This is a genomic window from Paenibacillus macquariensis (assembly GCF_900156375.1).
In the GTDB taxonomy this organism is placed as follows: Bacteria; Bacillota; Bacilli; order Paenibacillales; family Paenibacillaceae; genus Paenibacillus_AQ; species Paenibacillus_AQ macquariensis.
This window is the reverse complement of record NZ_FTNK01000023.1, coordinates 1-23,369: the sequence shown is the minus strand read 5'-3', so window position 1 is coordinate 23,369 and position 23,369 is coordinate 1. Positions and strand designations below refer to the sequence as shown.

25 protein-coding genes, 2 rRNA genes and 2 other annotated features are annotated in these 23,369 nt (G+C 41.3%); of the genes, 1 reads left to right on the top strand and 26 read right to left on the bottom strand.

What is annotated here, in order from left to right; translation table 11 throughout:
• Positions 1 to 110: 110 nt before the first annotated feature.
• The 17 genes from rplL to BW961_RS25555 form a co-directional block, all read right to left on the bottom strand.
• Positions 111 to 470 carry a 50S ribosomal protein L7/L12 gene (gene rplL / locus BW961_RS25635; RefSeq protein WP_068591139.1) on the bottom strand — a complete coding sequence of 120 codons (360 nt, stop codon included), beginning with the start codon at positions 468 to 470 and terminating at the stop codon, positions 111 to 113.
• A gap of 67 nt (positions 471 to 537) precedes the next feature.
• On the bottom strand, positions 538 to 1,041 hold the full coding sequence (gene rplJ, locus BW961_RS25630; RefSeq protein ID WP_068591137.1) for a 50S ribosomal protein L10: 504 nt from the start codon (positions 1,039 to 1,041) through the stop codon (positions 538 to 540).
• A 61-nt stretch (positions 1,042 to 1,102) separates the two neighbouring features.
• Positions 1,103 to 1,260, bottom strand: a sequence feature (ribosomal protein L10 leader region).
• A 68-nt stretch (positions 1,261 to 1,328) separates the two neighbouring features.
• A complete protein-coding gene (gene rplA / locus BW961_RS25625; RefSeq protein WP_068591134.1) occupies positions 1,329 to 2,021 on the bottom strand; it encodes a 50S ribosomal protein L1 in 693 nt (230 codons plus the stop codon).
• 88 nt (positions 2,022 to 2,109) lie between these two features.
• Positions 2,110 to 2,535, bottom strand: a complete 426-nt coding sequence (gene rplK, locus BW961_RS25620; RefSeq protein WP_068591132.1) for a 50S ribosomal protein L11 — start codon at positions 2,533 to 2,535, stop codon at positions 2,110 to 2,112.
• Between the two features lie 68 nt (positions 2,536 to 2,603).
• Positions 2,604 to 3,140: a transcription termination/antitermination protein NusG gene (gene nusG / locus BW961_RS25615; protein WP_068591130.1), complete on the bottom strand. Its 537-nt coding sequence runs from the start codon at positions 3,138 to 3,140 to the stop codon at positions 2,604 to 2,606.
• 22 nt (positions 3,141 to 3,162) lie between these two features.
• Positions 3,163 to 3,354, bottom strand: a complete 192-nt coding sequence (gene secE, locus BW961_RS25610; protein ID WP_068591128.1) for a preprotein translocase subunit SecE — start codon at positions 3,352 to 3,354, stop codon at positions 3,163 to 3,165.
• A 29-nt stretch (positions 3,355 to 3,383) separates the two neighbouring features.
• Complete coding sequence (gene rpmG / locus BW961_RS25605) at positions 3,384 to 3,533, bottom strand: 50S ribosomal protein L33 (protein WP_076577037.1); 150 nt, start codon at positions 3,531 to 3,533, stop codon at positions 3,384 to 3,386.
• Positions 3,534 to 3,930: 397 nt separating this feature from the next.
• On the bottom strand, positions 3,931 to 4,575 hold the full coding sequence (gene sigH / locus BW961_RS25600) for an RNA polymerase sporulation sigma factor SigH (protein ID WP_068537361.1): 645 nt from the start codon (positions 4,573 to 4,575) through the stop codon (positions 3,931 to 3,933).
• A 150-nt stretch (positions 4,576 to 4,725) separates the two neighbouring features.
• Positions 4,726 to 5,247, bottom strand: coding sequence for an NYN domain-containing protein (locus tag BW961_RS25595; RefSeq protein WP_068591125.1), 522 nt, complete (start codon positions 5,245 to 5,247; stop codon positions 4,726 to 4,728).
• Positions 5,248 to 5,253: 6 nt separating this feature from the next.
• Positions 5,254 to 6,003 carry a 23S rRNA (guanosine(2251)-2'-O)-methyltransferase RlmB gene (gene rlmB, locus BW961_RS25590; RefSeq protein ID WP_068591123.1) on the bottom strand — a complete coding sequence of 250 codons (750 nt, stop codon included), beginning with the start codon at positions 6,001 to 6,003 and terminating at the stop codon, positions 5,254 to 5,256.
• 28 nt (positions 6,004 to 6,031) lie between these two features.
• Positions 6,032 to 6,484 carry a Mini-ribonuclease 3 gene (locus BW961_RS25585; RefSeq protein ID WP_068591121.1) on the bottom strand — a complete coding sequence of 151 codons (453 nt, stop codon included), beginning with the start codon at positions 6,482 to 6,484 and terminating at the stop codon, positions 6,032 to 6,034.
• The gene (cysS, locus tag BW961_RS25580) at positions 6,481 to 7,887 is read right to left on the bottom strand and encodes a cysteine--tRNA ligase (protein ID WP_068591119.1); all 1,407 of its coding nucleotides are present in this window, start codon (positions 7,885 to 7,887) and stop codon (positions 6,481 to 6,483) included. Before cysS ends, BW961_RS25585 begins: the two co-directional genes overlap by 4 nt.
• Positions 7,888 to 7,921: 34 nt before the next feature.
• The gene (gene cysE, locus BW961_RS25575; RefSeq protein ID WP_076577035.1) at positions 7,922 to 8,641 is read right to left on the bottom strand and encodes a serine O-acetyltransferase; all 720 of its coding nucleotides are present in this window, start codon (positions 8,639 to 8,641) and stop codon (positions 7,922 to 7,924) included.
• A gap of 125 nt (positions 8,642 to 8,766) precedes the next feature.
• Positions 8,767 to 9,059 (bottom strand) — a binding site (T-box leader).
• Positions 9,060 to 9,192: 133 nt separating this feature from the next.
• Positions 9,193 to 10,647 (bottom strand): glutamate--tRNA ligase, encoded by a 1,455-nt coding sequence (gene gltX, locus BW961_RS25570; RefSeq protein ID WP_068591116.1) that lies wholly within the window; start codon positions 10,645 to 10,647, stop codon positions 9,193 to 9,195.
• 44 nt (positions 10,648 to 10,691) lie between these two features.
• Positions 10,692 to 11,180, bottom strand: a complete 489-nt coding sequence (ispF, locus tag BW961_RS25565; RefSeq protein ID WP_068591114.1) for a 2-C-methyl-D-erythritol 2,4-cyclodiphosphate synthase — start codon at positions 11,178 to 11,180, stop codon at positions 10,692 to 10,694.
• 2 nt (positions 11,181 to 11,182) lie between these two features.
• Positions 11,183 to 11,875 (bottom strand): 2-C-methyl-D-erythritol 4-phosphate cytidylyltransferase, encoded by a 693-nt coding sequence (gene ispD / locus BW961_RS25560; RefSeq protein ID WP_068591111.1) that lies wholly within the window; start codon positions 11,873 to 11,875, stop codon positions 11,183 to 11,185.
• Positions 11,876 to 11,936: 61 nt separating this feature from the next.
• On the bottom strand, positions 11,937 to 13,025 hold the full coding sequence (locus BW961_RS25555) for a PIN/TRAM domain-containing protein (protein ID WP_068591109.1): 1,089 nt from the start codon (positions 13,023 to 13,025) through the stop codon (positions 11,937 to 11,939).
• A gap of 216 nt (positions 13,026 to 13,241) precedes the next feature.
• On the opposite strand from BW961_RS25555, the gene BW961_RS25550 reads away from it, so the two are divergent.
• Entirely contained in the window at positions 13,242 to 13,637 is a 396-nt protein-coding gene (locus BW961_RS25550; protein WP_068591107.1) for a nucleoside triphosphate pyrophosphohydrolase family protein, read from the top strand.
• Positions 13,638 to 13,742: 105 nt separating this feature from the next.
• Here BW961_RS25550 and pssA read toward each other — a convergent pair whose 3' ends face one another.
• The 9 genes from pssA to BW961_RS25505 form a co-directional block, all read right to left on the bottom strand.
• Positions 13,743 to 14,468, bottom strand: coding sequence for a CDP-diacylglycerol--serine O-phosphatidyltransferase (pssA, locus tag BW961_RS25545; RefSeq protein WP_068591105.1), 726 nt, complete (start codon positions 14,466 to 14,468; stop codon positions 13,743 to 13,745).
• 55 nt (positions 14,469 to 14,523) lie between these two features.
• The gene (gene disA / locus BW961_RS25540; RefSeq protein ID WP_068591216.1) at positions 14,524 to 15,600 is read right to left on the bottom strand and encodes a DNA integrity scanning diadenylate cyclase DisA; all 1,077 of its coding nucleotides are present in this window, start codon (positions 15,598 to 15,600) and stop codon (positions 14,524 to 14,526) included.
• Between the two features lie 366 nt (positions 15,601 to 15,966).
• Positions 15,967 to 17,394: a DNA repair protein RadA gene (gene radA / locus BW961_RS25535; RefSeq protein WP_068591103.1), complete on the bottom strand. Its 1,428-nt coding sequence runs from the start codon at positions 17,392 to 17,394 to the stop codon at positions 15,967 to 15,969.
• Between the two features lie 228 nt (positions 17,395 to 17,622).
• Complete coding sequence (gene clpC, locus BW961_RS25530; protein ID WP_068591101.1) at positions 17,623 to 20,067, bottom strand: ATP-dependent protease ATP-binding subunit ClpC; 2,445 nt, start codon at positions 20,065 to 20,067, stop codon at positions 17,623 to 17,625.
• A 46-nt stretch (positions 20,068 to 20,113) separates the two neighbouring features.
• Positions 20,114 to 21,187, bottom strand: a complete 1,074-nt coding sequence (mcsB, locus tag BW961_RS25525) for a protein-arginine kinase McsB (protein ID WP_068591100.1) — start codon at positions 21,185 to 21,187, stop codon at positions 20,114 to 20,116.
• Positions 21,188 to 21,217: 30 nt separating this feature from the next.
• Positions 21,218 to 21,739: a protein-arginine kinase activator protein McsA gene (gene mcsA / locus BW961_RS25520; protein WP_068591098.1), complete on the bottom strand. Its 522-nt coding sequence runs from the start codon at positions 21,737 to 21,739 to the stop codon at positions 21,218 to 21,220.
• A gap of 27 nt (positions 21,740 to 21,766) precedes the next feature.
• Positions 21,767 to 22,228, bottom strand: coding sequence for a CtsR family transcriptional regulator (locus tag BW961_RS25515; protein ID WP_068591096.1), 462 nt, complete (start codon positions 22,226 to 22,228; stop codon positions 21,767 to 21,769).
• A gap of 738 nt (positions 22,229 to 22,966) precedes the next feature.
• Positions 22,967 to 23,083, bottom strand: a 5S ribosomal RNA gene (gene rrf, locus BW961_RS25510).
• A gap of 110 nt (positions 23,084 to 23,193) precedes the next feature.
• A 23S ribosomal RNA gene (locus BW961_RS25505) occupies positions 23,194 to 23,369 on the bottom strand; the annotation flags it as partial.

Below are 23,369 nucleotides of genomic sequence, written 5' to 3'. Positions count from 1 at the left end.
ATTTAGACATCAATCCACTAATTAAAACAAACCCCTTGAATTTAGTTCAAGGGGTTTGTTTTTTTTGAACAATATAAGAAAGTATAAGCTTATTGCAAACGAAAGTTAAATTACTTAACTTCTACGTTAGCGCCTGCTTCTTCCAATTTAGCTTTTACAGTTTCAGCTTCTTCTTTAGAAACTTTTTCTTTCAAAGCTTTTGGAGCGTTGTCTACCAAGTCTTTAGCTTCTTTCAAACCAAGACCAGTGATTTCGCGAACTGCTTTGATTACGTTGATCTTGGAAGCGCCAGCGCTCATCAAGACTACGTCAAACTCGGATTGCTCTTCTGCTTCAACAGCAGCAGCACCTGCAGCAGCTACTGGAGCAGCAGCAGTTACGCCGAATTCTTCTTCGATTGCTTTTACAAGATCGTTCAATTCCAATACAGACATACCTTTAATGGCTTCCAAAATTTGTTCGTTACTCATGTGGGTGAACCTCCAATTTTATATTAAAATCAATTTTTTATGATGGAACTTTTGAAGAACAATGTGCTTACGCGCTTTGTTCTTCTTTGTCAGCAACTGCTTTAACAGCAAGTGCGAAGTTACGCACAGGCGCTTGAAGCACGCTGAGAAGCATAGAAAGAAGTCCATCGCGAGAAGGAAGTTCAGCAAGAGCTTTGATTTGATCAACGCTAATGACTTTACCTTCAACTACGGCACCTTTCAATTTCAATGCTGTATTCTTCTTAGCGAAATCGTTAAGAATTTTAGCAGGTGCTACAACATCTTCTCCACCGAATGCTACAACTGTCGGACCCGTAAGAATTGCATCCAATTCTGTAAGATCTGTAGCAGCAGTCGCACGACGCAACAAGGAGTTTTTCAATACTGAAAACTCAATTCCTGCTTCACGAAGTTGCTTACGCAATTCAGTGATTTGAGCAACATTCAATCCACGATAGTCAGCAACAACAGTTGTTACGCTTCCGCGTAGTTTTGCTGTTACAGCGTCTACTGCTTCTTGTTTAGCTTGAATTACTTTTGTATTTGCCAATTTGTACACCTCCTGATAGTTTACTATACAGAATCACGAAATCGCGACTCTGACATTCTACTTAGGCAAGTAAAAAGCCTCCGTAGAATCTACGAAGGCCTGATGAATCATCATTTGCAAGGACTTTCGTCCAATCACTGCTGACGTTCTATCACAACACCTCGGTAGGAAATTAAGCCTATTGGCACCTACTGTCTACGGTAAGCATATTCAACTTTAAGATCAATCTCAAGTCATTCACACAACTATTACAGAATAACAAACATCGTTGAACACGTCAACATGTATTATTTGTAAGAAGCTGTATTTACACGTGCACTTGGACCCATCGTCGAGGAAATTGCAATCCCCTTCAGATATACACCTTTAGCAGATGCTGGTTTTGCACGGTTTAACGCTTCAAGTAAAGATTTAAGGTTCTCATTCAATTGTTCTTCACTGAATGAAACTTTACCGATTGGCGCGTGAATTTGACCTGCTTTATCGAGACGGTATTCGATTTTACCAGCTTTAATTTCTTGAACAGCTTTAGTAACATCGAAAGTAACTGTGCCCGCTTTAGGGTTAGGCATTAGACCTTTACCACCAAGTAGACGACCCAGTTTACCAACCTCACTCATCATATCAGGTGTTGCTACGCAGACATCGAAATCGAACCAGCCTTGTTGAATTTTGTTGATCATATCTAAATCACCAACAAAATCTGCACCAGCAGCTTCCGCTTCTTTCGCTTTATCACCTTTTGCAAAAACCAATACGCGTTGTGTTTTACCTGTACCGTGAGGCAAGACAACTACACCACGAACGGCTTGGTCTTGTTTACGAGGGTCTACACCCAAACGAACAGCCGCTTCGACAGTTTCGTCAAATTTAGCAGTCGCTGCCTTTTTCACCAATTGTACGGCTTCAGCAGGCTCATATACTGTTTCGTTATCAATAAGCTTTGCAGCTTCTTGGTACTTCTTACCATGTTTAGCCATGAAATGTTCCTCCTTTGTGGTTTTAACGGAAATTCCTCCCACATATGCTGGTCTTATTCAGACCTGCGTGAAGCAGAAAAACCTAAAATTAATCTTCGATCGTAATTCCCATACTGCGGGCAGTACCTTCAACCATACGCATAGCAGCCTCAACGGATGCAGCATTAAGGTCAGGCATTTTTTGTTCAGCGATTTCGCGTACTACTGCACGTTTAACCGTTGCAACTTTTTTCTTGTTAGGTTCGCCAGAACCCTTCTCTATCTTAGCAGCTACACGAAGTAGAACTGCAGCAGGTGGAGTTTTGGTGATAAACGTAAAGGAGCGATCTTCAAACACTGAGATTTCAACCGGAATAATCAATCCAGCTTGATCTGCTGTGCGTGCATTGAACTCTTTACAGAATGCCATAATGTTGACACCTGCTTGACCCAATGCTGGACCTACCGGCGGTGCCGGATTCGCTTTACCTGCAGGAATCTGCAGTTTTACCATTTTGATTACCTTTTTAGCCATGTAAAACACCTCCTTGAATCAATAGTGGTTAAGCGGACATCTCTGTCCTCCCACAAGAAACGATAAGATTATTCAATCTTCTCCACTTGAGTGAAATCCAACTCAACTGGGGTTTCCCGTCCGAACATGTTGACGTGTACCTTAACTTTGCTCTTGTCTACCAAGATTTCTTCCACGGAGCCGACGAAATTCGCAAAAGGACCGACTTTAATCTTAACGGATTCCTTAAGTTCGAACTCGACTAGGGCTTTCGGTTCAGTCATTCCCATGTGTTTAAGGATTGATTCCATTTCTTCTGGAAGCAGAGCTGTAGGTTTAGAACCTGACCCTGTTGAACCTACAAAACCTGTAACTCCTGGTGTATTGCGAACAACATACCAAGAATCATCAGTCTGGATCATTTCGACAATGACATATCCGGGGTAAACTTTACGCATAACGGTTTTTTTCTTACCGTCTTTGTTTACAATTTCTTCTTCCATCGGAACAAGAACGCGGAATATCTTATCTTCCATACCCATGGACTCAACGCGTTTTTCCAAATTGGCCTTGACCTTATTCTCATACCCTGAATAGGTATGAACGACATACCATCTTTTCTCCATATCAAGCCACCTGGGACCCTTCTTAAATAATCGCTTCGATCACAGCGGAAATACCGATGTCTAGTACCCAAAAATAAATTGTGACAAACGTAACCGTTCCAATAACAATAAGCGTATAGTTCGTCAGTTCTTTACGATTGGGCCAGCGAACCTTTTTAAGTTCCGCCCAGCTTTCTGAGAAAAAGGAAAAAAGAGACTTGAAGCTGCGTTTCACGACCGACTACACCTCCAATAAGACTATTCTTATCTGGTTTCGCGATGAGGAGTTTGCACGTTGCAATACTTGCAAAACTTCTTCATCTCCATGCGGTCGGGGTTGTTCCGCTTGTTCTTCGTGGTAGCGTAGTTTCTTTGCTTGCAATTTGTACAAGCCAAAGTAATAATTACCCGCATGATGTACACCTCCCGTAGATGTCTCCTTTAAGAAGACTCTATATTGATCCCAATTAGAAACGTCCAACCCTTCATTGCTGAAAGGAAAAAGCCGTTTCTGCGAGATGAATAAGAAAGAATACATGATGACTTCTGCTTTCTCATTCATTAAAACCACGCGAATTTAGGCCTACCTAAAACACTTTATCACATGGGTCATACCATGTCAACGAAAGAATGAAGGTAATAGAAGTATACACAGTTCCTTATTATAGGCCGTCTCAACCCTATTTTCTCTATGACTAACTGCCTGCAATCATTCACTAGTATGGTCATTCTTACAGGGACTAAACATTGTATTTCTTGTGAGAAAAAAAAAGACTCAAGATCGAGCCTTCCCTTTATATAAAGCGTCTGTTCAGTTATCTCTTACTTCTAAGTATCTCTCCAACTTACGTTTCACACGCTGGAGAGCGTTATCAATCGATTTCACATGCCTCTTAAGATCAACCGAAATTTCCTGATACGATCGACCGTCCAAGTACAACATAAGAACTTTACGTTCCAAATCACTTAGAATTTCCGACATTTTGTCTTCAAGACCAACAAACTCTTCTTTGTTAATAATTAGTTGTTCCGGATCACATATTTGCGATCCACAAATGACATCGAGCAACGTCCGGTCGGAATCTTCATCATAAATGGGCTTGTCCAACGATATATATGAATTCAGTGGAATGTGCTTCTGTCTCGTTGCTGTCTTAATCGCCGTAATGATCTGTCTTGTAATACATAATTCAGCGAAGGCTTTAAACGAAGACTGCTTATCCCCTTTGAAATCCCTTATCGACTTGTATAAACCAATCATTCCTTCTTGGACGATATCCTCACGATCAGCACCGATCAAAAAATAAGACCTGGCTTTAGCGCGCACAAAATTCCTATACTTGTTGATCAAGAACTCCAGAGCTTCACTTTCGCCTAAGCGGAAAGCTTCGACAATGTCCTCATCACTGAGGCACATATATTCTGACAACATTGAATCCTTCAGGTCGACACTCACCAGAATCCCCCCGGCTGCAACGCAAGGTACACCGTTACTCTGTGAAATATAGGATCAGTATATATTATGTAACCTATGAACGTCAACCATATTAATGTCATTTATACAACATTGTCCAGTGGGTAGAATTGGAAATATAAATTCATTTCATTACTCACGACGCCAACGTTCGAATAGTTTACGCTGATCTGGGCTCAATTTGCCATCTAGTGTATTTCGATTTGATCTACTGTTGTCTTGTTCAATTCGTTTTTTAATTTCATGTTCGCTATTCTCTACCTCAATAAGTAATTCACGTGCAGACAGTCGAAGTGCTCCCTTAGCAAATATAACATGTTGCTCAATAAGATCACTCGTTGCCACATAAATCTGGCGTCTCTTACGACTCATTTCACCAACCAAGCGTTCAATGGTCTCATCTGCCGTTTCTTTTTCTTTCGTAAAATACACTTCGACTTTACTCTGCGAGAAGGACTTTCCCAATCCTGGAACACGATAGGCATCAAAGACTACAATAACGTGTGTACCTGAGAATGCCTGATAATCTGCCATTCGTTCAAGAAGGCGATCCCTTGCTTCTTGCATATTGATTGGCGCTACTTGTGCAAGCTCAGGCCATCCACCGATCATATTGTATGCATCAACTAGAAGCACATCTCGCAAATCTACCATACAAGGTTACCCTTGGATATGACGTCTGCGCAGCACTTCATACATAACTACCCCAGCCGCCACGGAGGCATTAAGCGAATTTATTCTACCCGCCATTGGCAACTTTACCAATACATCGCATTTTTCTTTAATCAGACGCCCCATACCCGTACCTTCGTTTCCAATAACCACGGCCACAGGTCCTTCGAACACATCTGTCTCATAGATTTCCTGGACAGCTTCAACATCTGTACCTACAACCCAGACGCCCATTTCCTTCAACTTATCTATCGTTTGCCCTAAATTAGTCACTTGAGCAACAGGAACATATTCAACAGCTCCCGCAGATGTCTTGGATACTGTTGCTGTTACTTGTGCTGATCTACGTTTAGGGATTATTACACCGTGAGCCCCTGTACAATCGGCTGTACGCAAGATGGATCCCAAGTTATGCGGATCTTCAATTTCATCAAGCAAAATCAAAAATGGCTTCTCACCTTTTTGTTCAGCGATAGCTATAATATCGTCAACTTCCGCATACTCGTATGGTGCAACTTGAGCAACTACCCCTTGATGCTGTACATCTGGAACCAGTGAGTCCAGCTTACGCTTGTCTACTTGTTGAATAACGACTCCACGTTTCTTAGCTTCCGCGATAATCGGAAGTGTTAAATGCTTTTGTGCATTCTCAGAGATCCATATTTTATTAATGCTTCTTCCTGAACGAAGAGCTTCGGTTACGGAATGTTTACCCGCGATCATATCATTATTTTCCATGCTACTTCCTCCTTCACTTGAGTTCAAATTAACTCTGTTGATCTATATATTGAATACTCATTTCAATGAGTTCATCCATTCTTTCATTCTGCTTCGTATAGTACAGATAACCTATCAAAGCTTCAAACGCTGTCGCATGACGATATTCCAGCACATCTGCATTCTTAGGTACGCTTCCGGATTTAGCATTACGTCCCTGTCTTACTATATCTCGTTCATCTTCTGTTAAGATCGCATCTAAATGTGTAACGATTTTGCTTTGCGCTTTGGCTGATACCATTTTGGTGGCCGAGCGATGAAGATGATGTGGTCGTAGATTAGGCTTGGAAATCAGATATTGACGTACAGCTACTTCATAAAGTGCGTCTCCAATATAGGCTAATACAATCGGTGGAATCAACTTAGGCTGCTTAGAAGGAGGGAAAGGAAACCACAGATCCTTATTCCCCCCAACTAGCTCTTGATCACGCCCGCCTGTCATTTACGCCGCCAGCGCATTCCTTGCGCAGTATCTTCTAGAACAATACCTCGGGAATCAAGTAGATCTCGAATTTCATCAGCACGACCCCAATTTTTGTCCTTGCGAGCATTAACTCTTTCGACGATCAACTTTTCAATCTCTTCATCGATAAGTTCGCCTTCATGGACAGCATAAAGTCTTAGCACTTGATTCATCTCATTAAAAGCTTGAAGCAAAGCATGCAAATCAACAGCTTTCACTACCGGCTCCTGCAATAAGGCATTAGCTTCATATACCCATTCAAACATAGCTGTAATCGCATCAGGTGTATTGAAATCATCCTGCATTTTGGCATGATAAGTAGCTATTATATCCGTCAGTCTGTCCTGTAAAGCCTCATTAACGGTAGCCGCCTTATCTTCCACTACTGCCGTCAAGCGATGTTTGACATTGTCTACAGCATTTCGGATTCGTTCTGTACTCTTCTCCGCTTGATCAATAGTCTCATCGTTGAAATTAAGTGGGTTACGATATTGGCTAGATAACATAAAGTAGCGGATGGACTCCCATTTATACTGTTTACGCAAATCTTTAACCAATATTCCATTGCCTAGGGATTTGGACATTTTTTCATTATTAATATTAATGTATCCATTGTGCATCCAATAATTAGCGAACTTCTTACCTGTTAGTGCTTCTGTCTGTGCAACTTCACATTCATGATGAGGGAATTGTAAATCCTGTCCTCCCCCATGAATATCGATGCTATCCCCAAGGTATCTACGAGCCATAGCTGAACATTCAATATGCCAACCAGGTCTTCCATCACCCCATGGACTAGACCAAGCTATTTCTCCTGGCTTGGCTGCCTTCCAAAGTACGAAATCCTCTGGATGTTCTTTACGTTCATCCACCCCAATTCGAATGCCGAACTGTAGTTCTTCGATATTCTGGTGAGACAACTTACCATAATCTTTGAATTTGTGAGTACGGTAGAATACGTCTCCGCCATTCTCATAAGCGAAGCTTTTCTGCTCAAGCTCCTGAATAAATTCAAGAATAGAATCCATATTTTCCGTTACACGTGGATTCAAAGTCGCACGCGTGAGACCAAGACCCTCAAGATCTTCGTAGTAAGCACCAATAAAAGTATCGGCTACCTCAGGAACTGTACTACCTGTTTGTTCCGCTTTACGAATTAGCTTATCATCAATATCCGTGAAGTTTACAACATAGTTCACTTCATTACCCAGTTGTTCTAGGTATGTTCGAACCACATCAAACACAATCATAGGACGTGCATTTCCGATATGGATAAAGTCGTAAACGGTTGGTCCGCATACATACATTTTTACCTTTCCAGGTTCCTGTGGTACAAAGAGATCTTTATTCCGGGTCAGCGTATTATAAATTTTAAGTGCCATATAAACATTATCCTCCCGTTCTTATTCTTCCTCATTACTCACTATGAGTAGATAGTTCCTGTTCATGTAGTTGATGCCTTTCGCGCTTTACGAGGTCCAGTTCCATGCGAAGTTCCTCAATCTCCATTTGGAGTAAACGCATAGCGTCGACGACAGGATCCGGTAATTGATGACTAAGACGATCAATACGTCTACCATCCTTCTTAACAACCCTACCTGGGATACCCACCACGGTACTATTAGGTGGAACCTCCTTCAGAACAACGGAGTTAGCTCCAATATTACATTGGTCGCCTACTGTAAAAGAACCCAATACTTTGGCCCCTGATGCAATGACAACATTATTCCCAATCGTAGGATGACGTTTCCCTTTTTCCTTACCCGTCCCCCCAAGAGTTACCCCTTGATAGATCACCACGTCGTCTCCTATTTCACAAGTCTCGCCAATAACGACACCCATTCCATGATCGATAAACAATCTTTTTCCGATGGTTGCCCCCGGATGAATTTCAATCCCCGTCATAAACCGGCTACACTGTGAGATCGTACGTGCCAATGTAAACCAGCGACGTTTGTACAAAGCATGGGCAACTCTTTGTGCCCAAATCGCGTGGAGTCCCGAATAGGTGAAGATAACTTCAAATAATCGTCTAGCTGCAGGGTCGTTTTCAAATACCGCTTGGATATCTGATTTCATGTTCTTAAACATATTATTCTCCTCTTCGACGCTTTTCAGCTCTCCTTGTGCTCCCATAACACCTTATCTCTGTCATGACCTATTAGATTCAACTAGCACTGTAGGACTCCTCGCTCTGTGAGAATCATAGGTATCATCGTGTATCCGTCTTAGAACTCAAAAAACGCCCCTGCAGCATACGCTGCAGAGACGTTTAACCGTGGTTCCACTCTGCTTGAGATGCTTGTTAATATTGTACCCATTAACATGACGACGCATCTCCTCTTAATGCCTTATAACGGAGGACAATCCGGCACAACCTAACGATAGCGTAACTTTTGTTCGCTCCTTCGCTCGGTCGCGCAGCTCACAGGTGCATTTTCGATTACTGACACATAGATAACTCACAGCCATAGGGGAAAACAAATGAAATCCCCAAGGTTATCCTCTCTGGAATATGCCAAAGTAAACTACTTTTCCTGATCTTAGCTATTAACTACTATACGTAATACTCACGATATACAATCAGACCCTGATGATAAAGTTATTGGATGTATTATAACGAAAAGACAAGGAACTGACAAGACGTCAGCATCCACAATTATCTTTTCATAAGTTATGCATCGATCCTAGATTTGTGACTTCAACCGATTCTGAACGCGATCTAGCCCAAGAAGATAGATGGTTTGGTTCAGATCTCGGCCATGCGTCTGACCCGTTAACGCAACACGAATTGGCATGAACAATTGTTTACCCTTAAATCCGGTCTCTTTCTGTACTTCCTTAATAAGAACAGCCATGTTAGCTGGAGTAAATTCATCCGTAGCTTCTACCTTAGTCAGGAATGCAGCAAGAACCGTTGGTACTTGCTCTTCCGCAAGGATAGCTTTCGCTTCTTCATCTAGTTCAATATTGGAGCGGAAGAACATCTCAGACAATTCCACAATGTTAGAAGCGGAATTCAATTGTTCCTGATAAAGAGCAACCAGAGACTTCGCCCATGCTTCCTGGTCAGCATTCAACGCTTCAGGCAAACAACCGGTACGTTGCAGATGTGGAATAGCAAGCTTCGCAATTCGATCTGGATCCGCATGTTTAATATAATGATTGTTCATATAAGCCAATTTATTCTGATCGAATACTGCAGGACTCTTAGACAAGCGTTCTGCGTTAAATATAGCGATCAGCTCTTCTTTTACGAACATTTCTTCCTCACCCTCAGGTGACCATCCAAGCAAGGAAATAAAGTTAAATAATGCTTCTGGTAAATAGCCCAGTTGATCATACTGTTCAATAAACTGAACAATAGACTCATCCCGCTTACTAAGCTTCTTATGATTCTCATTCACAATCAACGTCATATGACCGAATTGCGGAGCATCCCATCCAAGAGCTTCGTAGATCATCAATTGACGCGGCGTATTGGAGACATGATCTTCGCCACGTAGTACATGGGAAATCTCCATAAGGTGATCATCAAGCACTACAGCAAAGTTATACGTTGGAATACCATCTTTCTTCACAATAACGAAATCCCCTGTATCCTGTGTAGTGAAGGAAATCGTGCCCTTAACGATATCATTGAAAGTATATGTTTTGTCTTCCGGTACGCGAAAACGTATACTCGCAATGCGACCTTCCGCCTCAAACGCACGTTGTTGTTCTTCTGATAAGTCACGATGTTTACCTGAATAACGCGGTGTTTCCCCACGAGCAGTCTGATCTTCTCGCTCCTGTTCTAATTCCTCTTCTGTGCAGTAACAACGATAAGCAAGGCCTTTATCCAGCAGTTCCTGCCAATAGGTACGATAAATGTCCAGTCGCTCAGTCTGACGATACGGCCCGTATGCCCCACCTACATCTATACTTTCGTCCCATTCAATCCCTAGCCACTTCAAATATTTCAGTTGGCTTTCTTCTCCGCCTTCAACGTTACGTTTCACATCTGTATCTTCAATGCGAATAATAAACTTGCCCCCCAAATGACGAGCATATAAATAGTTAAAAAGAGCTGTTCTTGCATTTCCAATATGTAAATGTCCTGTTGGACTAGGTGCATATCGCACGCGCACTCCACTGGTCATATCTAATTCCTCCGCTTCGTATATATCAATCCTTCACTTATATTTCAAGATGATAGCATATCTTGGGTTAGGCATACAATAGATTGGGCGGCAATCCCCTCACCGCGACCTGTGAACCCTAACTGCTCCGTCGTTGTTGCCTTCACGTTGACTTGAGAGACATCTGCGTCAAGCGCCTTTGCAATAACCTCCATCATTTCAGGAATGTAAGGAGCCATTTTAGGTTTCTGAGCAATAATTGTTGAATCTATGTTACCAAGTCGATATCCTCTCTCTTTGGCAAGATTCCATACCTGTACTAGTAATTTGAGACTGTCAGCGTCTTTATAGTCAGGATCGGTATCCGGGAAATGCTTACCAATATCACCAAGTCCAAGTGCACCAAGAATTGCATCTGTGACAGCATGTAGAAGCACATCTGCATCTGAGTGTCCAACTAACCCCAACTCATAGGGAATCGTAACCCCACCTATAATACACGGCCTGCCTTCAACTAGTTGATGTACATCAAAACCTTGTCCTACTCTTATCATGACTATCCCTCTCCCTTACGTTTCTTTATAAATGCAGCATATTCTAAATCATCAGGTGTCGTAATCTTGATGTTGGTATAACTCCCCTTTACGACAGCTACCGGAATACCCATTCGTTCTACGAGCATAGAGTCATCTGTTCCCACAAACCCGCTTCTCTGTGCCTCTTCATGAGACCTAAGAAGATCAGAAACACGAAAAGTCTGTGGGGTCTGAATAGCCCACAGACTTTGACGATCTGGTGTATCGACAATGATACCTGATCCATCAACTTGTTTAATTGTATCCTTCACAGGTACTGCTAATACAGCGGCTCCTGTGCGAAGTGCCATCTGATAACAGTCCTCAATGTCGGCTTGGTCCACAAAGGGGCGTACACCATCATGTATCATGACCCATTCCGTCCCAATCTCTAATAAGCCTTTATATACGGAATACTGTCTCTCACTTCCACCAGGGATCACTTGGATCACCTTGTCCATTTTATACTCGTGTACCCATTCTTGGACACGCCCCACATCATCCTGACCCGTTACCAGAACAATCTCTTTCACTTGAGGCATACTGTTGAATACTTCTAATGTATGAATCAAAATGGGCTTGTCCTGTAGCAACAAGTACTGTTTACTTTCAAGGGTACCCATCCGGGAACCTTTACCTGCTGATACAATAACGATCCCCAAACTGTTGTCCATAATTATACCCCTGTCTTCATTCCCAAGTATTAAGGAAATAGTTATCTCCATCATACCGTTTTTACTGGGCTTTTTCCAACAGTTTCGGTTTCGCAAAGATCATTCGGCCCGCAGAGGTCTGTAGTACACTCGTTACCAACACTTCCATAAGGGAGCCAATATATTCACGTCCACCCTCTACAACAATCATCGTTCCATCATCTAGATAGGCGACACCTTGTCCATGCTCTTTACCGTCTTTGATCACCTGCACCATAATTTCTTCCCCAGGAAGAACAACAGGTTTGACTGCATTGGCTAGATCGTTAATATTCAGAACAGACACGCCTTGTAGCTCACATACTTTGTTCAAGTTGTAGTCGTTGGTGACTACTTTTCCCTTTAATACTTTAGCCAACTTAACAAGCTTACTATCCACTTCTGAAATTTCTTCGAAATCACCTTCGTAGATGAGTACTTTTATAGCTAATTCTTTCTGAATTTTATTCAAAATATCTAGACCTCTACGCCCCCGATTTCGTTTGAGTAAATCTGACGAATCTGCGATATGTTGAAGCTCTTCGAGTACAAACTCAGGAATAACAATCGTCCCCTCTATAAAACCGGTCTTGCATATATCAGCAATCCGTCCATCAATAATAACGCTCGTATCAAGTATTTTATGCTCTTCCAACATTCTTTCGTCGGATAACTCCGCCCGCCCCCATCTTCCTGAGGTCCATAACGTTGCCAGTTCCTCTTTCTTCTCCATGCCAACTCTAAGGCCCATGTAGCCGCATATCAGGGTTATACCCACTTCTATCATTTGTCCTACTTTCCCGAGCCACACAAGGCTAGGATACAGCAGCAGAGCCAACAGAAGGCCACCTGTCAACCCAGCCGCTCCAGCAGTCAACTCATTCATTGGCATTTTTGAAAATGCCCCAACAATACCTTGCAACTTGTCAAACACGGTTGGGTAAATCATAGAGCCGATCAACATAAATAAAATAGCCCCTAGTGCCGCAAAGACCAATCCTCCCCTAACAGCATCATTTTCACCAAATAGGCTTATCCACTCAGGGAATGATTTTCCTAACATTTGATAAACCGTATATCCAAACCATGCACCACATAGTCCAATGAATACTAAAATAGCTTTTTTTAACATCAGATTCCACATCTCCTTCAAAATATATAGCGTTTATAGATATCTTTATCCAGTATGATCCAATTTGTTGGTGCGTAACCCTAAATTGCCCAATTTTTATTCATGAGTGATAAACTATCTCTTTGTTTCTAATTTACTGGATCTTTTTAGGTTGAAAAAAAACATTCCACTGGCATATAATGAATTCAATTCATAATTTACGAGGTGATTGGAAAAATGAGTACAGTCAGTTTACAGGAATTCCAAGATCAAATATCCGACCTGCTGCTCCGTCACCGCAGTCTACTCGATGTCATGTCTAAGAATGGGCAGAGTAGCGCATCATTGAACAGAGCTGTTGCCAAATCCATTACGGATTGTGGTTGTATCGAACTTCATGCCACGAAGCAAGCATTTGAGCCTGGATTAGATCTAGCATCCACAAAAGAAGTAGTAGGAAGTCACGTACATGGACACTTATGCGAGAACTGCAAAGAGATTATCAGTACCGAATTAGGGCGTAACATGTTCTACTTGTCAGCTCTTTGTAACTTGCTTGAAATTAATATGGATGAAGTCGTTCGAGATGAATCGAAGAAATGCTCTACTCTGGGTCTATTCAATATGTCTTAGAGGAAATAGTCTTCAATAATAAAACATAAAAAAAAGCATTTATTTCACTGCCATAAGGCATGAAATAAATGCTTTTTATTTGTACATCTAGAGGAATGAAGGATCTCAATGATCAGAATGAAGTGGATCTTCTTCTTTCTTCTTATGTTTACGACGTCTCAAAGATCGCTCAATACTCTGCTTCACACCATATACCGCATAAATAACAAGTGGTATAAATATCAGCTTCGATATTTGATCTGGAAACACTACTGCAATCGCTACAGCGACAACAATAACAACGGGTGCGCCTATAACAACTTTCTTCGGTAATCCTACTTTTTTGAAATTGGGATATCTTACCGTACTAACCATTAAATAAGATAGCAAAAGCATGGCAATAATCATATAAGTATCAGAAATCTCATTATGAAAAAGAGATAATGTTGCTAATACTCCACCAGCAGCAGGAATAGGCAATCCAACAAAATGACCTGGCATCCCTTTTCGAACATTAAATCGCGCTAGACGAAGTGCACCACACATAGGGAATATGGCTGTAGCACTCCAAGCAATTGGATCCGGTATACCTTGCATTGTAACCATATACATAATAAGTGCAGGTGCTGCACCAAAAGAAATAACATCCGAAAGGGAATCTAATTCTTTCCCGAACTCGCTTTGCACATGAAGTGCTCTTGCCACGCGACCATCTAGGCCATCGAGTAGCATCGCAATAATAATCATGATTGCAGCCATACTGTATTTTTCATTCAGCGCCATCATCATCGCAATCATTCCGAGAGCTAGATTACCTAAAGTAAACATATTCGGAATTGACTTCGTTATCATTTATTCACCTCAATTTGTTCAATATACCCCATATCATCCATTGATTGTATGGCATTTATACTTGCCTGTCAATGAATACTTGCTCTTGTAATCGGATAAGGCCCTCTTTGATATTTCGAGCTCTAACCTCACCAATTCCATCCACTTCGTCCAACTGTTCAATGGTTGCAGTCATAATTTGTGGCAATTGTTCGAACCGCTCCAGAAGATTATGAATGATTACATTTGGCAATCGAGGTATTTTATTCAAGACTCTATATCCGCGTGGGACTACAGACTCCTCTGATGTCACAAACGATGTCGGATACCCTAATAATCGAGTGATATAGTGAAGATCCAGCAATTCATCATCCGACGCACGTTTGAGTCCTGCAATAATCTCACGAATCTTATCTTCGTTGTCATCACGAGCATAGTCTCTAAATAACAACCACGCTTCCACTTCCATGTTACTTACTAGTTCTTCCATCTGCAAGCTGATCAGACGACCCTCATTACCTAATTCTGTAATGTAACGTTTAATCTCTGTCTTGATGCGAAGCACCATCTCCACACGTTGAATGACATTAACCACTTCTGGAATCGTTACGAGTTCTTCGAACTCGGATGCCGATAAATTGGTGAGTGATTGGTTCAAGACAGCCCTGTATCGCTCTAACGTCTGTATGGCTTGATTGGCTTTGGTAAGAATAACACCAATCTCTTTAAGTGAATAACGTAAAGCACCCTGATACAAGGTAATAATATTACGTCGCTGCGAGATGGAAACAACCAACTTGCCTGTCTGCTTAGCTACACGTTCTGCTGTTCTATGCCGGATGCCCGTTTCGGATGATGCAATGGAGGAGTCGGGGATTAACTGCGTATTTGCATACAAAATCCGTTTGAGATCCTCACTCAATATTATGGCTCCATCCATCTTGGCCAATTCGTATAAATAATTGGGTGAGAAATCACAATTGATTGAAAAACCTCCATCTACAACTTCCATGACTTCAGGACTATAGCCAACAACGATTAGCGCTCCCGTCTTCGCACGCAATACATTTTCCAGGCCATCTCTAAAAGCTGTTCCAGGTGCAACTAACCTCAGTAAATCATTCATTATATCTACTTGATTACTCTCTTTCATCATTAAATGCCCCCTAATCTAACGCAACAGCAAGTGCTTGTGTCTCACAAGTAGTTACACCCATCAGCTCCATTTATTTAGGATGTCGCCATCCCTTCAAACTCTTCTCGAGCATCATCTCACAGCTATTGCCAAATCTACCGCAGGTTCGTCAAGATTCACGCCACCAGCACTCGTTGATATAGGCATCTTGATTCTGATGGAACATTTATATTATATATTTCCTAATCAAAATTCATGCTGTTTTACATTAACATAGATACCCTAAACCCTATCGAACTTATGACAACGTCCAAATGCTAAATACTTACAACTAAGTATAACGGATAATTCTTACCTTTAACAGAAACTGTTATACAGATATCTTCATTCTTCCTCATCCCAAGGAGCACGGTTACTACCACCTTTGGAAGTAGAAGTTCCAAATACAGATTGGATCACTTGGCTTAACGTCTTACATGGAATAACCTTGATTTTAGAAAACGTCGTTGTACTCTTCAATCCATTAAACGCAACATACACACGTTTGAACCCCATTCGTTCAAGTTCCTTAATACGTAATTCTAAGGTAGGCACTTTCTTCAACTCACCCGTTAATCCAATATCGGCAATAAAAACTGTATCATTAGGAATTCCTTTATTCTTGTATGACGATACAATACTCATAATCGCTGCTAAGTTGGAGGATTGTTCTTTCAAACGAATACCCCCCGTTGTTTTCACTACGACATTCTTATCGTGTAACGGAATACTAGCTCTTTGTTCCATAATGCTTATGAGTGTATTTACATGGTCTTTCTTTAAACATTCTGCAATTCGACTCGGATATGGCATAAAGGTTGATGATACCAAGCTCTCTATCTCAAGAATAATGGGCCGGGTTCCTTCTTTAACAACAGTTAATGCACTACCGCTAATCACATCATTATCATCTCTTTGCGTCATAAAGAATTCGGATGGATTATCGACGGCTGTCATTCCTTGCTCTCCCATTGAGAAAAACCCAATTTCTCCTGAGCTTCCATAACGATTCTTAGAAGAAAATAGCATTTTCAACTCTTCGCCTTCTTCTCCCTCGAGAATAAGAACAGTATCGACCAAATGTTCTAATGCTCTCAAGCCGGCCAGTTCGTTATCTTTGGTCATCTGTCCAACCATAATGATCGCTCTTGGTCTTTGCGCATCTTTGGCAATTTTCAAAAGGGTATTCGCGCATTCCATCGTTTGCGTAGGAGAGCCCGGTCTTTGAGGGTACTCATCTAATACAAAAGTTTGGATACTATCGATGATAATAACATCGGGGTCTATTTGGTCAATACAACCTAATACGTTGTTCAAGCTATTATCAGAATATACCCATACATCCTTATGCATATCTTGTAGCACGCGCTCGGCTCTTGTTTTGATCTGTGAATCGCTTTCCTCACCAGAAGCATATAGCACTTTTAATCCTTGCTTCGCCATATCATCGGATATTTGTAACAAGAGGGTTGATTTCCCTGCCCCTGGAATAGCAGTAATTATCGTAATCGAATCTTTTACAATTCCTCCGCCCATTACACGGTTAAATTCATTGTATTTCGTGACAATCCTATCACTGTTTTGAGATATGGTATCTGTCAGACGGTTTACTTTAACATTTTTCTTCTTACTAATACTCTTTTGTCCACCACTCACATCGCCAATCTCTTCTTCTTCAAGCGTATTCCATTCTCGACAATCATTACACGAACCTTGCCATTTTATATGCTCATGACCACAACTGGTACACTTATATATTGTTTTCTTTTTCATATTTAAAATTCACTTCCTCAGTTAATCAAATCATATTTCATACTTATAAAGCAGCCATATTTAGTAGTCAAGTAAGCCATCTATATCTATATATCGAATAGTTTACATAAAAAGTTTACATCTCTTCTTATAATAACTCAAAAGAGAAGCCATTACCCACAAAAAAATAGTGCCCTTCATTTACTGAAGAGCACTACTTCAAGATTAAATCCTATCCAATCGTATTTATTATTCTGAAGTAACAGAAGGATCTTGCTTCTCTACAGACAATCCTTCTTCTCCCTTATCGATGATTAAGGAATCACCTTTACTTATTTTACCAGCTAACAATTCTTCAGATAAACGATCCTCAATATGTTTTTGGATCGCTCTACGAAGTGGACGAGCACCAAAGGCTGGGTCATAACCCTCTTTAGCTAAGAATGCTTTAGCTTCATCTGTTAAGATGAATTCCACATCATATTCGCGTAGTCGTTTACGAAGTTCCTCCGACATCAGCGTTACGATCTGCGCTATATGTTTCTCTTCTAACGAATGGAATACAATGATTTCATCAATCCGGTTCAAGAATTCTGGGCGGAATGTCTTTTTAAGTTCACCCATTACTTTTTCCTTCATGTTGGAATACTCTGCTCCCCCGTCTTGAACTGCTGTGAAGCCTAACGTTGAGTTACGTTTGAGGGCTTCAGCACCTACGTTAGAAGTCATAATGATTAGTGTATTACGGAAGTCTACGACACGTCCCTTAGAATCGGTCAATCGACCATCTTCAAGTACTTGTAACAAGATATTAAACACTTCCGGGTGTGCCTTCTCAATCTCATCTAATAGTACAACAGAGTATGGTTTGCGACGAACTTTCTCCGTAAGTTGACCACCTTCTTCATACCCTACATAACCTGGAGGTGCTCCAACAAGACGAGATGTGGAGTGTTTCTCCATATATTCAGACATATCAATCCGTACGATTGCATTCTCATCCCCGAATAAGGCATCCGCCAAAGCACGAGCTAATTCTGTCTTACCCACACCCGTTGGTCCAAGGAAAACAAATGAACCTATAGGTCGTTTAGGATCTTTAAGACCTGCACGAGCACGACGAACCGCTCTACTTACAGATTTCACTGCTTCTTCTTGACCAATTAGACGTTCATGCAGAATCGACTCCATGTTCAGAAGACGCTGAGTCTCTTCTTCCTTAAGCTTACTTACTGGAATTCCAGTCCAGCTCGCAACGATTTGAGCAATATCATCTGGGGTAACTTCAGAATCCGTACTACCTTGTTTCTCTTTCCACTGATTCTTCGTAATATCCAGTTCTTCACGAACTTTTTGTTCTGTATCACGTAGCGCAGCAGCCTTTTCGAACTCTTGGCTCTGTACAGAAGCATCCTTTTCCTTACGGATATCTTCAAGACGGCTTTCTAATTCTTTCAAATTAGGTGGAATCGTGTATGAATGCAACCTTACCTTCGAACCTGCCTCATCGATCAAATCAATCGCTTTATCTGGTAAGAAACGATCTGGAATATAGCGATCTGACAATTTAACAGCTTCTACAATTGCTTCATCTGTAATCTTCACACGGTGATGTGCTTCATAACGATCACGTAAACCAAATAGAATCTGAACAGCTTCTTCTGGCGACGGCTGATCAACAGTAATTGGCTGGAATCTACGCTCTAATGCAGCATCTTTCTCAATATACTTACGATACTCATCAAGTGTTGTTGCCCCTATGCACTGCAACTCACCACGAGCAAGGGATGGCTTCAGAATATTAGATGCATCAATTGCACCTTCAGCTCCGCCAGCGCCAATCAATGTATGCAACTCATCAATGAATAGAATGATGTTACCTGCTTGACGAACTTCATCCATAATCTTCTTCAGTCGATCTTCAAATTCACCACGATATTTCGTTCCCGCAACAACCGATCCCATATCCAGCGTCATAACACGCTTATCACGAAGGGTCTCTGGAATTTCATTATTAATGATCTTCTGTGCGAGTCCTTCAGCAATCGCTGTCTTACCAACCCCAGGTTCCCCAATCAGTACCGGGTTGTTCTTCGTACGACGACTAAGAACCTGAATAACTCGCTCAATTTCCTTACTACGACCAATCACAGGGTCAAGATTGCCTTCTTTAGCGTAAGCAGTTAAATCACGTGCTAAGCTATCCAATGTTGGTGTATTCACATTTGCTTGTGCACCATTGTGGCTAGATACAGCTTCACTGCTACCCAACAGTTGTAGTACTTGTTGACGTGCTTTATTCAAGCTAATCCCCAAATTATTCAGCACACGTGCAGCTACACCTTCGCCTTCGCGAATAAGACCTAACAAAATATGTTCTGTCCCCACGTAGGTATGTCCAAGCTTACGAGCTTCATCCATTGAAAGTTCAATAACTTTCTTAGCACGAGGTGTATAGGCAATATTTGTTGGTTGTTCTTGTCCTCGACCAATCAGTGTCTCAACTTCATCTTGAATCTTCTCGAGTCCTAGACCCAGACCAATTAGAGCCTTAGCAGCAATGCCATCTCCTTCACGAATAAGACCTAGCAATATATGCTCTGTACCTATATTATTGTGTCCTAGACGAACTGCTTCTTCTTGAGCCAAAGCAAGCACCTTCTGCGCACGTTCCGTAAATCTCCCGAACATCATATTCTCCTACACCTCCATGAATTTTGAAACCCTTTTATATTTTGATTTATGAATTATCCTTATGCGTTCGTAACTTCTCCCGAATCAATTTGGCACGGTAGACGTCACGATCTTCGTTCCCCATAATTTCCCCGAATGTCTTTTGAAGAAACCCCGGCTGCGTCATCACATTCAACTCATTCATCACTGGCGTTGAAGGACCTTCAATAATGCCAAGATCCACACCCAGACGAACATCTGATAAACGCTGCGCGGCTTCTTTCGAATCAATAATTTCTGCATATGACAAAATACCATAGGAACGCTTTACCCGATCAGTCATACGGAGCTTAGATTCATTAAGCAATCGTTCACGGGCATTCTTCTCATGCTCAATAATTTGTAATACGACACTGTGCAGATTATCGATGATTTCGTTCTCCGTCTGCCCTAGCGTGATTTGATTGGAAATTTGAAATATATTACCCACTGCTTCGCTACCTTCACCATAAATTCCTCTTACCGTCAATCCTACTTGGGATACTGCAGACAAAATTCGATTGATTTGTTGTGTCATTACCAGTGCAGGTAAATGCATCATAACTGAAGCTCTGAGCCCCGTCCCCACATTAGTTGGACAACTCGTTAGGTAACCCCTCGTATCATCGAATGCATAATCGATATGAGCCTCAAAAATATCATCGATTGCTGTTGCTTTCTCCCAAGCATCACGAACTTGGAATCCAGGATATAGACATTGAATGCGAAGATGGTCTTCTTCGTTAACCATAATACTTATAGATTCATCTTCACTAAGAATAACAGCACCATAATGTGATTCGTCAGCTAAACTAGGACTAATCAGATGCTTCTCAACTAGAACTTTTTTGTCTAATGGTGAAATATCATTTAAGTTAAGCATATAAAAAGTACCGAATGATTGTAAATCATCATACTTCTCCATGTCGGTAAGACGCTCAAGCACTTCTATAGACTGCTCATTTGTCGCAACCAATGGAAATGGAAGACACTGCAAATTTCGTGCTACTCTTACACGACTACTGATGGCAATATCGGAATCATTTGCGTTACCGAGCATCCAGTCGCTGAGTGCTTTTTCGGTAAACCGGAGATTTGGCATCACGCATTCCTCCTTCTTGATAGAACTTTACTATTCAGATAATCCCTTTTCGAGCTCCCTTATCTGATCACGTAGTGTTGCTGCTGCTTCAAATTCTTCTTCAAGGATTCGTTTCTGCAGCTCTGCTTTGAGATCATCTAGTTGGCGTTTAACCTGTATTTGGCTTCCGCCTCTCTTTGGGATCTTACCAACATGAGTTGTACTTCCATGTACTTTTTTAAATAATGGATTTAAACGTTCATCGAAATATTCATAGCATGAACTACATCCAAAACGTCCAGCTTTACTGAATTGTGTATATGTCATTCCACATTCTTCACAGCGCAGGGGTTGAGCAGCTTTCGATGCTCCGGATTGAACTTTACTAGCTGTGTCAAAATCAATAAGCCCTGACAACAAGCTATGTATTGAGAATCCTCCTGAGGTTCCAGGAACAATCTCTCCCTTTTCCCTTGCACATGATTCACAAATATGAAATTCTGTTTTCTCTCCGTTCACAATCTTTGTGAAATGAAGAGTTGCCTGTCTTGTTCCGCATTCTTGACAATGCACGTCGATGTACCTCGCTTTCTTCGTAGGTCATTTACCTAATAAAGAGATCAACATCGCTAACATCATTCTGGCACGAATCTCATCCCGGTAAGGAAGTTTGATCATGAGGCATTCCCTGGATATCGCTGCACGCATTAAATTCGCTTCGCGTTTGTTAAGGAAACAAGACCCCTCCAGTTGATAGATCAGCCCTTCCGCCGTCGTCTGGTCAATACCTTCGCCAATGGTCTGTCGGAGATGGATATGAAGATCCGAGTGTTCTGGAAGATCAATTCGTTGTATCCGAATGTAACCTCCCCCACCTCGCTTGCTCTCCACAAGATAACCCTTCTCCAACGTAAAGCGAGTACTTATGACATAATTGATCTGTGAAGGAACACAGTCAAATCTCTCAGCCAAATCATTGCGTTGAATTTCCACGGTTCCTTCGGGACTTTCATGCAAAATATTCTTCAGATATTGTTCAATAATATCAGAAATATTACGCATCACTCATCCTCCACTATTAAAACGTTAAGCCAATAAGAAGCCTCGCTAACAGCATATGCATATAACATCCCTGTTGACTTTGACTTTCTTTGACTTTGTTAATATTATATCATATTCTTGTATTTTGCCAAGGGGTGAGATTATTTTTAGTGTGGGCTTGTGGATAGAATAATATTCTTCTGTGGGTTATTCTTTTTTCTTTCAACGATTAGGCTTTTCGTACACAGCTGTGAGTACTTTGTTGACAACAACCGCTTTTTCCGCTCAAGACTTCTCAATTATTCCAAATGGGTTACAAATACGGTAATATATTTAAACTTTATTAACAACTCATACACATATCAAGCTCAAGACCCTTCTCTGGTCGTCTCCTCATGCGATGTTATCCACCAATTATTTATTACATGGCTTCCATAGTACATGAAATTAGAATTTTACTATTAAGTAATTGATACTATTCTTTATTGCTATATTTAACGGTATTTCACTAGTTTATTCAGCTGTCTCTTCATCAATATGTATTTATAGAACTTAATTAGATGTAGAAATGGAAAAATTCTACTCAAGTTATCCCCAAACCGTGTACAAGTCATATTAACTGGTGTATTTCCTGTTGCTCATCTGTCACTACATCAAGGCTTATTTCTAATCTGATCCACTATTTCTTTAAAAACCCGTCGAATTATTTAAAAAGGCAGAAAAAAAACACCGTTGATCGAAATCAACAGTGATTCTTGTGCTTGGCGACGTCCTACTCTCCCAGGACCCTGCGGTCCAAGTACCATCGGCGCTGGAGGGCTTAACGGTCGTGTTCGGGATGGGTACGTGTGGAACCCCTTCGCTATCGCCACCAAACGGTATTCAGCATTATGCTGTTATTCAAGGTTTAATCCTTGAAAACTAGATACGAATGAATTTGCAGTTCGAAACTTGCATTTGCTCCTAAAGCCTAAACTTTAGAATATTAGGATAAGCCCTCGACCGATTAGTATTGGTCAGCTCCATGCATTGCTGCACTTCCACCTCCAACCTATCTACCTCGTCGTCTTCAAGGGGTCTTACTAATTGGGAAATCTCATCTTGAGGGGGGCTTCACGCTTAGATGCTTTCAGCGCTTATCCCGTCCGCACGTAGCTACCCA

What these genes read in the sequence shown, in the direction of transcription:
- clpC (WP_068591101.1), bottom strand. Translation starts at nt 20,067, where the DNA reads ATGATGTTCGGGAGATTTACGGAACGTGCGCAGAAGGTGCTTGCTTTG.
- rpmG (WP_076577037.1), bottom strand. Translation starts at nt 3,533, where the DNA reads ATGCGGGTAATTATTACTTTGGCTTGTACAAATTGCAAGCAAAGAAAC.
- BW961_RS25555 (WP_068591109.1), bottom strand. Translation starts at nt 13,025, where the DNA reads ATGTTAAAAAAAGCTATTTTAGTATTCATTGGACTATGTGGTGCATGG.
- ispD (WP_068591111.1), bottom strand. Translation starts at nt 11,875, where the DNA reads ATGGACAACAGTTTGGGGATCGTTATTGTATCAGCAGGTAAAGGTTCC.
- cysS (WP_068591119.1), bottom strand. Translation starts at nt 7,887, where the DNA reads ATGGCACTTAAAATTTATAATACGCTGACCCGGAATAAAGATCTCTTT.
- gltX (WP_068591116.1), bottom strand. Translation starts at nt 10,647, where the DNA reads ATGACCAGTGGAGTGCGCGTGCGATATGCACCTAGTCCAACAGGACAT.
- cysE (WP_076577035.1), bottom strand. Translation starts at nt 8,641, where the DNA reads ATGGGAGCACAAGGAGAGCTGAAAAGCGTCGAAGAGGAGAATAATATG.
- rlmB (WP_068591123.1), bottom strand. Translation starts at nt 6,003, where the DNA reads ATGGAAAATAATGATATGATCGCGGGTAAACATTCCGTAACCGAAGCT.
- BW961_RS25595 (WP_068591125.1), bottom strand. Translation starts at nt 5,247, where the DNA reads ATGGTAGATTTGCGAGATGTGCTTCTAGTTGATGCATACAATATGATC.
- rplA (WP_068591134.1), bottom strand. Translation starts at nt 2,021, where the DNA reads ATGGCTAAACATGGTAAGAAGTACCAAGAAGCTGCAAAGCTTATTGAT.
- rplL (WP_068591139.1), bottom strand. Translation starts at nt 470, where the DNA reads ATGAGTAACGAACAAATTTTGGAAGCCATTAAAGGTATGTCTGTATTG.
- nusG (WP_068591130.1), bottom strand. Translation starts at nt 3,140, where the DNA reads ATGGAGAAAAGATGGTATGTCGTTCATACCTATTCAGGGTATGAGAAT.
- radA (WP_068591103.1), bottom strand. Translation starts at nt 17,394, where the DNA reads ATGAAAAAGAAAACAATATATAAGTGTACCAGTTGTGGTCATGAGCAT.
- mcsB (WP_068591100.1), bottom strand. Translation starts at nt 21,187, where the DNA reads ATGCCAAATCTCCGGTTTACCGAAAAAGCACTCAGCGACTGGATGCTC.
- rplK (WP_068591132.1), bottom strand. Translation starts at nt 2,535, where the DNA reads ATGGCTAAAAAGGTAATCAAAATGGTAAAACTGCAGATTCCTGCAGGT.
- BW961_RS25550 (WP_068591107.1), top strand. Translation starts at nt 13,242, where the DNA reads ATGAGTACAGTCAGTTTACAGGAATTCCAAGATCAAATATCCGACCTG.
- ispF (WP_068591114.1), bottom strand. Translation starts at nt 11,180, where the DNA reads ATGATAAGAGTAGGACAAGGTTTTGATGTACATCAACTAGTTGAAGGC.
- pssA (WP_068591105.1), bottom strand. Translation starts at nt 14,468, where the DNA reads ATGATAACGAAGTCAATTCCGAATATGTTTACTTTAGGTAATCTAGCT.
- BW961_RS25585 (WP_068591121.1), bottom strand. Translation starts at nt 6,484, where the DNA reads ATGACAGGCGGGCGTGATCAAGAGCTAGTTGGGGGGAATAAGGATCTG.
- BW961_RS25515 (WP_068591096.1), bottom strand. Translation starts at nt 22,228, where the DNA reads ATGCGTAATATTTCTGATATTATTGAACAATATCTGAAGAATATTTTG.
- disA (WP_068591216.1), bottom strand. Translation starts at nt 15,600, where the DNA reads ATGAAAGAGAGTAATCAAGTAGATATAATGAATGATTTACTGAGGTTA.